The organism is Nonomuraea maheshkhaliensis (assembly GCF_039529435.1).
GTDB lineage: Bacteria > Actinomycetota > Actinomycetes > Streptosporangiales > Streptosporangiaceae > Nonomuraea > Nonomuraea maheshkhaliensis.
The window spans coordinates 1-10,992 of record NZ_BAAAMU010000210.1; the positions used below are offsets into that span (position 1 = coordinate 1).

The following is a 10,992-nucleotide window of genomic DNA, read 5'->3' on the forward strand; positions in this document are numbered from 1 at the left end:
GCGCTGCCCGGCGGCGCCGGTCCCACCTTCGCCTACGTGCCTCGCGAAGCACGTAGCTGATCCATAGCGAAAGAAGGCACAGCATGAACAGGCACATCCTCGAGCCCGCCGCCTGGGAGCTGGCGCAGGCCACCTCGAAGCCGCCGTTCCTGTACGAGCTCGGCCCCGAGGGCGCCCGCAAGGTCCTCGACGACCTCCAGGCCGCCCCGATCGCCAAACCGGACGTGGACGACAAGTGGATCGTCGTCCCCGCCGAGGTCGGCAACGTGCGGGTGCGGATCGTCAAGCCGGTCGGCTCGACGGGCATGCTCCCCGTCGTCCTGTACGTGCACGGTGGCGGCTGGGTCATCGGCAATGCGGGCACCCATGACCGGCTCGTGCGCGAGCTCGCAGTCGGCGTGGGCGCGGCCGTCGTCTTCGTCGAGTACGACCGCTCGCCCGAGGCCCGCTACCCGGTGGCCATCGAGCAGGCTTATGCCACCGCCCAGTGGATCGTGAAGTTCGGCGCCGAGGAAGGGCTGGACCCCTCCCGGATGGCCGTCGCGGGCGACTCGGTCGGAGGCAACATGACAGCGGCCCTGACCATCCTGGCCAAGCAGCGCGGTGACGTGCATTTCGTGCACCAGTCCCTGTACTACCCGGTCACCGACGCCGGCCAGGACACCGACAGCTACCGCGAGTTCGCCGACGGGCCGTACCTGACGGCCAAGGCGATGGCCTGGTTCTGGGACGCCTACACCACCGATCCCGCCCAGCGCGCCGAGATCACCGCCTCGCCGCTGCGCGCCTCCCTGGCCGACCTCGAGGGCCTGCCGCCCGCGTTCGTCATCGTCGACGAGAACGACGTGCTGCGTGACGAGGGCGAGGCCTACGCCCGCAAGCTGATCGCGGCCGGGGTGCCCACCTCCAGCGTCCGCTACAACGGCACGCTGCACGACTTCATGATGCTCAACCCCGTCCGCGCCACCGAGGCCACCAGCGCCGCCATAACCCAGGCCATCGACGTCCTCAAGGCCGCCTTGAAAGCCGAAGAGTCTCGGCGAGAATCGGCGCCGGTGTTGTCGACTACATGCTGATCTTGGTCTGCTTCGCGGTGGTCCTGCTGGTCGGGGTGGCCGCGTGCAGGAGAGTCTCCAGCAGCCTCGACTTCCTGCTCTCGGGGAGGTCGTTGCCCGCCTAGATCACCGGCCTCGCCTTCATCTCGGCGAACCTCGGCGCCGTTGAGATCATCGGGATGTCGGCCAACGGCGCCGAGTACGGCATGCCGGCCATGCACTACTACTGGATCGGCGCGGTCCCCGCGATGCTGTTCCGCGGCGTCGTGATGATGCCGTTCTACTACGGGTCCAAGGTGTGCAGCGTCCCCGAGTTCATGCGCCGCCGCGCCGCCGCGTGTTGTTGTTTCGCGAGTTAGCCAGCAGGATCTCGGGCGTAGCTACGGTGCCGGCGGGAGAACGGCGATTGCGAGGTAGGTCGAGCTGCTGGACCGTGTGTGTCCAGAGAGTCGTGGAGTGCAGCTGGAAGGATCAGCCGGTCGGCGACCGAGCGGCCCACGACTGAGCGAACCCGGTTCCGGCCTTTCCGCTGCTTCGGGGAGCAGGAGACCAGGTGCTTGGCGGGGGCTTCGGCACGGATGTGGAGCTCTTGAGCATCTGTCGCTCAGGCTTCGCCGCTGAGTGACGTCCTCCACCGCGTTGCACCAGCATAGGCCCTCAGCCGCTCGGCCGGCGCGAGCGGATGTGGCAGGAACCGCCCCTGCCACGGCGTGGGCGTCCACGTGGCGCATCCCCCATGAAGCCGCATGCCCTGGCGCTACCGCCCCTCGATCAACGAGCCAGCGCCCGTCCGAGCAGCCGCACCGCCTCGCGCGAGATCTCCTCGGGGTGGGGGGCGCTCACACCAGCGCCGTTGAACGGCCCCCACGAGGAGAAGTAGGTGCCGTTGCCCCAGGTATCGACCTGGGCCTTGGCGAAGCAGGCAGACAACCCATCGCGCAGGGCGGGAGATCGGGACATGAGGCGATCCGAGACGTACAGATCCCCCAGCCCGTTCCGTGACCTGGCGAGCAGCCGCGGCGTGGGCATCGACATCTCGACACCCACGGCGCCGTACAGGGGATCCACCTCGTCGCACACGTGCCGCATCAGGGCCACGAACCGCTCCCCCCGCTTCCTCGCCCGCCGCCTCTCCGCGCCGGTCCGGATCTCGTCCGGAACGCCCAGCGGCCCGGCCTCCGCCAAGACGGAGACGGCGTGATCGGCGCCGCTGTCCGACCAGTCATAACCGGCGACCATCGCCCCGACCAGCTCGTGCCGCAAGCCGACCCTGACGGCTCGCAGTTCAGGGTCGGCATCGCTGACGACGGCCGCCGCGCGTGGCAGAGGGAGCTCCGTCTCGTAGTAGTCCGCGCCCAGGTCGCTCACCAGTTCGAAATGGCTGTCCCGCGGAGCCACGCCGATCACCCCCGTCAGCCCGCCCGCACCGCTGCCGATCGCCGCACACACCTGCGACAGCAGCAGCCTCTCTCCGTGCTCCGAGTAGAGCCCGAACGACAGGTGCGGGGGTTCCGGGGACAGCGGGCTACTGGGCATGGGGACGTCCTACTTCAGGAGGCTGAGGATCCGGCGAAGCTGCGCTTGGTTGGGGACGAAGGCCGTCATCAGGCGCCCGTCGGAGCGGGCGAACTGCACGGAAGAACCACTTCCCATCCACACGCATCAGGTGCCCATAGGTCTCGGTGCTTCCGTCTTCCACAACACCACCTTCGTCGACTTCATCCCTCGTTCGATGAGGTTCTTCCAGTCGTCGAGCAGCTTCTCCTTCTTCACTTCCTTCCCATACCACTGCTGCGCGTGACGATCGAACGAATGGGACAGCCCTTCCTCGTCGTGATACCGAGCAGGGCCCGGGATGCAGGGACCGATGTTGTGGACGAGCAGGTCCTGCCGCCCCGCCTCGACATAATAGGTGTGGACGTTCGATAGGTGTGGACGTTCGCAACTGTCAGGTTGTGCACCCGCTGATCGCTGGCGCTCCACTTGCGGATGGCCGTGACCTGGACAAGGCGGCCCTCGCTGGTCCGCAGCCACTGTCCCGGCGTGAGCGAGCCCGCGTCCTGCCACTCGTCCGAGCCGGGCGCCCAGAAGGGATGGCTTTCGGTGGCCACGACGACGCCCACCTCGTCCCCGCGTGCGCCGTCGGTGTCTACCGTGACCCGGACCAGGTTCTTCGCGCCCTTGCTGGTGATGACCGCGATGACCGGTTCGGCGCGGGTCCGGCCCGACTCGGGGTCGGTGGCGATCACCTTGTCGCCGACCTTAACGTCCTCGATGGGCTTGGTCGTCCCGTCGGCCATGGTGACGCGGGTACCGGGGACGAAGCTGCTGCACCCCGCCTTGCCGGTCTTCCTCGCGCTCCGTCCTGCTTGGACGGTGTCGTCGGCCTTGCTGACGAGCTTCCTGATGACCTTGGCCGGCAGCCCGATGGCCTTCCCCCAGGGGATGACGCCGGCGCAGGCCAGCGCGTCACCTCGGGCGCACTCGGGGAAGTCGTCGATGAACAGCGCCCACAGGAAGTCCCGAACCATGAGCATGGCGCGCTTGTCCTGCTCGGCGAGCGTCTTCTTCACCCAGGCGTTGACGGCGTCCGGATCCGTCTGGCCCTTCCAGGCCATCCAGACCGAGCGCTTCTGGCTCTCGTTCAGGTTGCTGTAGTGGGTGTTGTAGACGTGTTCCGCGACCTCGGCCTTGGTCAGCGGCTGCCGCTTGGCGAACTTCTGCTGGATGTTGACGGCGCATTCGGTCCTGCCGGAGCCGTCACCACAGTGGTCGGGCCGTAATCCATCGGGGTCGGCCTGACCGATGGGATCGTTACCCGCGTACGAGTACGGATTGGCCCATTCGGGAGTGGTCATGTCCAGCAGTGGATCGACGCTGATGAACTTGGCGATGGCAGGGTCGTAGTAGCGGGCCGACAGGTAGGTCAGGCCGGTGGATCCGTCCTCGGTCTTGCCGAGCCAGCCACGGTCGGTGAAGGGCAGGTCATCGGCGCCTCGGCGCTGCCCGAAGGGCAGGTAGCGCTCCCTGCTGACCTGGCCGTCGGCGGTGACGGCCAGTTGCTGGCTGCCGTGCAGACCGGACAGCAGCCAGGTGACCCCGGTCCCGTCCCGCAGGGCGATCGTGGCGCCGTCGCTGGTCGCGTAGTGGCGTTTGGCGGTGACCTGTCCGCCGGACAGCGTCACCTCCGTGCCGTCGAGGTACAGCGTGGTCCCGCCGGGAGCCCGCCGGAGCAGGCGCTGCCCGTCGGCGTCGTAGACCATGGTGGTCTCCTGGCCCCCGACGACGGCGCGGGTGAGCTGGCCGAGCTGGTTTCAGTCGAAGGCGCTCTGCACGCCGCCGACGGTGCGGGCGGTGAGCTGGCCGGCGTTGTCATAGGCGTAGGAATCGGTGCCGGCGGGCCGGGCGATGGAGGTTACCGCGTTGGGCCGGACGGCGGTGGCGCCCGGGCTGGGGTAGGTGTAGGTCGCGCTCTCGTCGTCGTCGGTCAGGGTGGTGAGGTTGCCGACCTTGTCGTAGGCGTAACTCTGGTTGTACGGGTCCGGGCCCATGCCGTCCGCCGAGCCCGCGGCGCACGCCGACGCCGTGGTGGTCCAGGCGGCGGTGAGCCGGCGCAGGCCGTCATAGGTGTAGCAGTCTGACTGTCTCGCTGTGCCGCCCGCTACGGCGGAGGCGGCGTCCAGGACTCGGATGATCTTCCCGGCGGCGTCGTAGCTGTAGCGATCGTCCTGGATCGTGTCGGGCGCGGTGGTGTCGGCCTTGGTCTGGGTGGTGACCCTGGCCAGCCAGTCGGTCGTGGCGTCCCGTTCCAGCGTGCGCTTTACCTGGCCGTTGCCGCCGAGGCTGCGCGTGGCGAGTTTCCGTGTGGCGGTGAAGGTCGTGTCCTTGACGTAGGTGAACCCGCCGCCGTGGTTGGAGGCGATGCCCGCGAGCAGGCCGAGATCGGTGTAGGAGTGCGTGATCGTCTCCGCGGCGAGGTCCCCCGCCGCGGGTACACCCTGCTCGCGCAGGTTCCCCGCCGCGTCGTAGGCGGCGGTGAAGGTGTAGGTGCCGGCGAGGGCACCCTCGCCGTCGGGGATGGTCACGCTGGTGGCGGTGCGGCGGTAGTCGTCGTCGTAGGAGGTCACCGTCTGCGTGTACGACCGGCCGTCCGCGTACCGCGTCGCCGTGGCCGGCTGGCCCTTCGCCACGCTGTCGTAGGTCCAGTCGGCCAGCTTGCTGCCGCTGCCCGTCTCGCCCGCCCATTGAGCGGTACGCCGGCCGAGGTCGTCATAGGTCGTGGAGACCTTCTGCCCCAGCCCGTCGGTGCTCCAGAGCATGCGCCCCGCCAGGTCGTACCCGTAGGCGGTGGCTCCGGCGTCCGGGTCGGTCGCGGCGGTGCGGCGGCCGAGCCAGTCGTGGGTGAAGGTGCGGACGTTGCCGTTGGCGTCCGTCGTCTTGGACAGGTTGCCGTTGAGGTCGTGCACGAAGGTGGTGTCGTGATGGGTGGTGGCGTCGGCCCATTCCTCGATCTTGATGGTGCGGCCGAATATGTCGGCGACCGTCGCGGTCTTCGCGCCGACCGGCGGGGTCACCTCGGCCCGATCCAGTCCCGGGTAGGCGGTGCTCGTTCGGCGCAGCTCGGTGCCCAGGTGGTACGAGATGGCGGCGGTGGGGCGTTCCTGGCTGTCATAGCTGATCGTGGTGGACTGCGGCAGGTCTGCGGCGGCCGGGTTGAGCAGACCGCTGCCCGGCTGCGCCGTGTTGTACATGGGCTCGGCGGTGGTCCGCACCAGACCACGCGCGTCATAGGTGGTGACCGTGACGACCCTGCCACCCGCGGGCGAGGCCGTCTGGGTCTCCCTCGGCGTCCGTCACCAGCGCTACGTTGTAGCCGTGTTCGTAGGCGGCGCGGGCGGTGGACTCCACGCCGATGCTGGTGGCGATCCCGGCCAGCACGACCTGTGTGACGCCGCGGCGGCGTAGCTGCGGGTCGAGGTCGGTGCCGTAGAAGGCGCTCCAGGTGCGCTTGGTCACGGTGATGTCGCCGGCGTGGCCGGTCAGGTCATCGACGATGTCGTTCCAGCCCGCAGGCAGAGGGCCAGGCGGGCGCGGGATCTCGGTGCGTCCTGGCGCGGCATCTGATCCGTCCGCGTTGGCCGTGAGCCGGACCAGGACAACCGGAGCGTCGTGGTGGTGAAAGCCGTCAGCCAGTTCGACCGCACGGGCCACCACCTCTGAACTGGTGGAGGGGGTGGTGGGGAGGCCGACGACGAGGTTCTGCAGGTCGATGAGAACGAGTGCGGTCGTTGTGTCGATCGTGGTGACGGGCATGAGGAAGCCCTTTCTGCGGATGACGTCCGAAGAGGCAGCCGCTGAGTCCCCGAGGATGCGCCTCAGGGGAGCCCTTGTCCTCGGGTCCACCGGTGGGGGAGTTCCGGGAACAAGGGCAAGGTCGGCTCAGGGCTGGGTGTCGAGCCACTCCTGGAAGGTGGGTCCGGCGAGCTTGGCGTGCGGGCCGGGCAGGAAGGCGCCGTTGGCGGCGAGGTCGGCATCGGGCATGCCGGACCCGTCGACGCCGACGACCTTGATGCCTCGGCGGGCGCCGAGGAGCTGGGCCGCCTCGGCCATGGTCTCCTTGCGGGGGCCGGCGATCTCGGGGATCGGTGTTCCCGGGGCGGCGGGGGCGGCGGGGGCGGTGGCCAGGTCGACCAGTTCCTCGGCCACGGTGCGGCAGGCCACGAGCTGGGCGGGCAGGGCCGGGAGGTAGGCGACGTCGCCCTGCTGCCAGTCCAGGAGCTGGCCGACGAACTCGTGGAACTGCGCGGCCCGCAGGATGCGGACGGGGAGCGGGCCGGACAGGAGGAGTTCCTCGTGCACCTTCTTTGCGGCGAGGAAACCGGCGGTGGCCTTGTCGGCGCCGATGATGGACGCCATGGTGATCTGGGCGACCTCGGCCTTCTGACCGTACTCGTGCAGATTGCGGGCCGACGTACGGAAGAACTCCGTCGCCGCCTCCTGGTCGGAGGAGTGCCACGAGGCCACGTCGATGATGACCTCGGCCCCGGTGAGGGCTTCGGCGAGGCCCTCACCGGTGATGATGTCCACGCCGGTGGCGCGGGACATCGGCACGACCTGGCGTCCCCTCTCGGTCAGGACGTCGACGACGTGGCGGCCCAGCCGCCCGGTCGCTCCCGCTACCGCGAACGTGGTGATGCCCATGCTGTTGTGCCTTTCTTACGCGCTGTAGTTCTGGCCGGGGGGCATGCCGGGGATCGGCTTGGCGATGAGCGCGGCGGGGGTGAAGAAGCCGATGTGGGCGATCGCCATGATGAGCGACCACATCGCCTTGTCGTCGTAGTGCGCGGACACCTTGGCGTACAGCTCGTCGGGGACGCGCTCCCCGGATGGGTTCGGGGTGAGGACCGCCTCCACCAGTTCCAACGCGACCCGTTCGGCGTTGGTGAAGGGGGTGGCGTCCCGCCAGGTGGCTACGGCGGTGATGCGCTCCTCTGATTCCCCGATCCTGCGAAGGTTGCCGGTTTCTCTGATGGTGAAGTACGTGCTGCCGAGGAGCTGCCCGGCGCGCAGCTGCAGCAGGTGGATGGTGCTCTGGGGAATCGCGCCGTTCTGGAGGGCTTTGTGCAGGCCTTCGCCGACTTCCGCCATCTCGGGGAGGAAGCGGAGAGGGTTGGGCATGCGCGACCGCTGGTCGGTCGTCGTGGGCGTGGACATGGGGAAGACTTCCCTTCTCACTCTCAACTCGTCGTGCGCCGTACGGATCGTTCGTGTGGCGTCTGACGATCACGAGACGTCGGCGCCCCGATCCCTGTAACAGCGCGGCTATGTGACATAGGCCACCTACCGTGGGTGTTACGAAGCGGTGTGGACCGACGTCTTGTGCGTATGGCAGTGCTGAGAACGAGCAGGCAGGAACCGGGCATGACCGAGCGCCGCGAACGAGGTGCGGAGCCGGCCGAGCCGCTTGATCGTGCCGGCCACGTGGACTCCGTGGACGCTGTGGACTCCGCCACCGAGGCGTTCGTCGCCCACCGCAACCTGCTGTTCACCGTCGCCTACGAGATGCTCGGCTCGGCCGCCGACGCCGAAGACGTCCTGCAGGAGACGTGGCTGCGCTGGGTGGACGTCGATCTCGACACCGTGCGGGAGGAGCGCGCCTACCTGGTGCGGATCGTCACCCGGCAGGCGCTGGACCGGCTACGCGTGCTCGGCCGGCGCAAGGAGTCCTACGTCGGGCCGTGGCTGCCCGAGCCGTTGCTGACCGCGCCCGACGTGGCTGAGGACGTCGAACTCGCCGAGAGCGTCTCGATGGCGATGCTGCTGGTGCTGGAGACGCTGCAGCCGATCGAGCGGGCAGTGTTCGTGCTGCGTGAGGTGTTCGATCTGGACTACGACGAGATCGCCGAAGCCGTCGGGAAGAGCCTGGCCGCGGTCCGCCAGACCGCCTACCGGGCGCGGGCCCACGTCGCCGCGCGCCGGCCACGCGGAGTCGCCTCCCCGGCCGAGACACGAGCCGCGCTCCAGGCGTTTCAGCGAGCGGTGGAGACCGGCGAGCTGCAGAGCCTGCTCGACGTCCTCGCGCCGGACGTCGTCGCCCTGAGCGACGGCGGCGGAGTTAGACATGCCCTGCTGCGGCCCGTCGTGGGGATCGACAACGTGGCACGCCTGCTGGCCATCGGCTGGTGGAAACGCGACGCGGAAAGGTCGGTCGAACTGGTGCAGATCAACGGCGGCCCAGGGCTGCTGGTACGGGTCGAGGGGGAGGTCGACGGAGTGGTGGCGGTGCGCGTGGAGAACGGCTACGTCACCGGCGCCTACCACGTACGCAACCCCGAGAAGTTGTCGCATGTGGAGCGCGAGACCGCCGTGACCCGCTGAGCTCAGCGAGACCGGCAGCGCCGGCAAATGGCGGCAGCGACAAGACCGAAGAGCAACAACGACAAGGTCAGACTGGACGACCCCGACTGGGCCGACGGGCTGGCCAGGTTCGCCCGCAGCTATCGGCGGGCGCTGCATGCACATCCCGCTGCGCTGGCGATGATCGCGTTCCCGGCCGTGGAGATCGATGTCGGCCGCCGAGCTGCTGCATGAGTGCATCGATGCCGCGTCCGAGACGGGCGGCGGAGTTGCTGCGATCCGCCTGAGCCGTGCGCGCCGCGATCTGCGCCGTTAGCGTCCACGGGAGTGGTGTACGAGCCCGCCCTGCCGGCGGCATCGCCGGATTGGCTGAGCCCGGCCCTCCAGCGGGAAGGATCGGGCATGGTGGCTGCCCGATCGCGGTGGTCCGCGGCCAGGGCGTCGCTCAGGGGAGCGACAACGCCCTCAACGGCGATGGTCGGTTACCGTTCTGGGCTGTACGCACGTATTTGGCGCGATCGTCGGCTGCGTCGCCCGCGGGCGGAGGCGGTCGTAGCGGGTTGTCGCTGCGTGGATGATGCGGAATCAGGGGTTGACCTGGGGAAACGGCTTCAAGATCATCCCCCGAATGTCCCCTGATCATGGTCGTACGGCTGCGTACGGGCACTGTCCGCTGCCTATCAGGGTGGTGAAACAAAAGACCTGCGGCTGTGAAACCGCAGGTCAGGGGCCATATATGGCGATCTAGGTGAGTGCCCCCGGCAGGATTCGAACCTGCGGCACCCGCTTTAGGAGAGCTCGAGTCGAACGGCGTCCGGTTTCTCTATCAACGGGCCTTATGTGATTGTTGCTCGGCCTGTATTGGCTCCTCAGCAAGGACCTCCCCATTGGCCATCGCTGGGCGGGTGTTTGCACTGGTGGAAGCGGTATTCCGGGCGGGAGCCTTGCAAGGCGGTCCCGCTCTTCAGATGCGGATGCTCCTGTAAGTTGCAGATCTGGTGAACCGGTTGGATTGATTGAGGCTGCCTCGCCGACGCCAGGACTCTTGTCGATGGAGCGCTTGGTGGCCACGGCGGCTCCGACGCGCTTGGTGATGATCTGGAAGACGGCCACGATGCGTTCGCGTACTTCGTTGACTCGGATGTGCTCGCCCCAGCAGGCGTCGGACACGATCGAGCGCGTCTTGATCAGTCGTACTGCCCCGATCCGGTTGTCCGCCCGAGCGCTCGGCTGCTCAACTGCCACTCGGATGCTGTACTCAGTGACGCGACATCCCATGAAAGGCGCAACGGGGAGACGGACGCGCCTACGGCGCCGATGAAGACATTTTCGACAGCTCGCCGCATGTCTGACTCGGTTCGTCAATGTGACTCATGTCACAACTCGTCGGCTATCTGGTAAGGGCCGTTTCTACAGGCTGGTTGACATGCAGTGCGCCTCGCTGTGGATCGCAAAAGCGACATTCCGTAACGTTTGCGGCGAACTTGCAGGTGTTGACCTCTGGATGATCGTCGTTCAAGATCCGGGCTGATCGTCTTTATTTACTCCTTACGGCGCGACGCGGCCCCGGTTCCCGGGGTCTGCGTCAGCGTGCCCTGAAGAGGTGGCGACATGCGAGTCTGGCGGCGGTTACGGACGATGATGCTGGTCATCGCGGTGGCGATGACATTGGTGATCTCTGGTTTGGTGGTGCCTGACAATCTCGTGGTTCCGGCGGCGGCATCGGTGGCGGGGCCGGATCCTGAAACCTCGGTGGATGGCCGGCCGGTGGCGAAGGCGAGAGTGGCCGAGGGGGCGGAAGAGTCTCAGCCGAAGGCCGAGCGTAAGGAGCCGGTGTGGCCAAAGCCGGGAAGCGCCGAGGTGGATCCCGGCGAGAAGGCGGTAGCGGTGGGTGCGCTGCCGGTACGGCTCGCCGAGGTCAAGGGCGCCGCCGATGTCGGCGCGGTGAAGGTGAAGACGCTGCCCGCTGACACCGTACAGAAGCTGGGTGGGGTGGGCATCGGGGCCCGTCTGACCGGCGAGAGCGCGGGCAAGGTGCGGGCGGAGTTCTCGTACGCGGGCTTTCGCGATGCCTACGGCG

General features: G+C 68.2%; 11 protein-coding genes. 5 read left to right on the forward strand and 6 right to left on the reverse strand.

From position 1 onward, the window contains the following. Nucleotides 1-83: 83 nt before the first annotated feature. Together ABFX54_RS54340 and ABFX54_RS54345 are read left to right on the forward strand one after the other, a co-directional pair. Nucleotides 84-1,076: an alpha/beta hydrolase gene (locus tag ABFX54_RS54340; RefSeq protein WP_346115193.1), complete on the forward strand. Its 993-nt coding sequence runs from the start codon at nucleotides 84-86 to the stop codon at nucleotides 1,074-1,076. A 104-nt stretch (nucleotides 1,077-1,180) separates the two neighbouring features. Next, complete coding sequence (locus tag ABFX54_RS54345; RefSeq protein ID WP_346115203.1) at nucleotides 1,181-1,414, forward strand: sodium:solute symporter family transporter; 234 nt, start codon at nucleotides 1,181-1,183, stop codon at nucleotides 1,412-1,414. A 412-nt stretch (nucleotides 1,415-1,826) separates the two neighbouring features. Here ABFX54_RS54345 and ABFX54_RS54350 read toward each other — a convergent pair whose 3' ends face one another. From ABFX54_RS54350 to ABFX54_RS54375, 6 genes are all read right to left on the reverse strand, one after another. Further along, nucleotides 1,827-2,591 carry a hypothetical protein gene (locus ABFX54_RS54350; RefSeq protein WP_346115194.1) on the reverse strand — a complete coding sequence of 255 codons (765 nt, stop codon included), beginning with the start codon at nucleotides 2,589-2,591 and terminating at the stop codon, nucleotides 1,827-1,829. A 233-nt stretch (nucleotides 2,592-2,824) separates the two neighbouring features. Further along, on the reverse strand, nucleotides 2,825-4,318 hold the full coding sequence (locus tag ABFX54_RS54355) for an RHS repeat-associated core domain-containing protein (protein ID WP_346115195.1): 1,494 nt from the start codon (nucleotides 4,316-4,318) through the stop codon (nucleotides 2,825-2,827). A gap of 51 nt (nucleotides 4,319-4,369) precedes the next feature. Next, complete coding sequence (locus ABFX54_RS54360) at nucleotides 4,370-5,827, reverse strand: RHS repeat domain-containing protein (RefSeq protein ID WP_346115196.1); 1,458 nt, start codon at nucleotides 5,825-5,827, stop codon at nucleotides 4,370-4,372. Between the two features lie 13 nt (nucleotides 5,828-5,840). Then, on the reverse strand, nucleotides 5,841-6,368 hold the full coding sequence (locus ABFX54_RS54365; RefSeq protein ID WP_346115197.1) for an isochorismatase family protein: 528 nt from the start codon (nucleotides 6,366-6,368) through the stop codon (nucleotides 5,841-5,843). A 126-nt stretch (nucleotides 6,369-6,494) separates the two neighbouring features. After that, complete coding sequence (locus ABFX54_RS54370) at nucleotides 6,495-7,256, reverse strand: SDR family oxidoreductase (protein WP_346115198.1); 762 nt, start codon at nucleotides 7,254-7,256, stop codon at nucleotides 6,495-6,497. Between the two features lie 15 nt (nucleotides 7,257-7,271). Next, nucleotides 7,272-7,769, reverse strand: a complete 498-nt coding sequence (locus ABFX54_RS54375; protein ID WP_346115199.1) for a carboxymuconolactone decarboxylase family protein — start codon at nucleotides 7,767-7,769, stop codon at nucleotides 7,272-7,274. Between the two features lie 207 nt (nucleotides 7,770-7,976). On the opposite strand from ABFX54_RS54375, the gene ABFX54_RS54380 reads away from it, so the two are divergent. The 3 genes from ABFX54_RS54380 to ABFX54_RS54390 form a co-directional block, all read left to right on the forward strand. Beyond that, nucleotides 7,977-8,933 carry an RNA polymerase sigma-70 factor gene (locus ABFX54_RS54380; protein ID WP_346115200.1) on the forward strand — a complete coding sequence of 319 codons (957 nt, stop codon included), beginning with the start codon at nucleotides 7,977-7,979 and terminating at the stop codon, nucleotides 8,931-8,933. A 27-nt stretch (nucleotides 8,934-8,960) separates the two neighbouring features. Further along, complete coding sequence (locus tag ABFX54_RS54385) at nucleotides 8,961-9,146, forward strand: hypothetical protein (RefSeq protein WP_346115201.1); 186 nt, start codon at nucleotides 8,961-8,963, stop codon at nucleotides 9,144-9,146. A 1,404-nt stretch (nucleotides 9,147-10,550) separates the two neighbouring features. Next, a partial coding sequence (locus ABFX54_RS54390; RefSeq protein WP_346115202.1) for a hypothetical protein occupies nucleotides 10,551-10,992 on the forward strand: 442 nt, incomplete at its 3' end.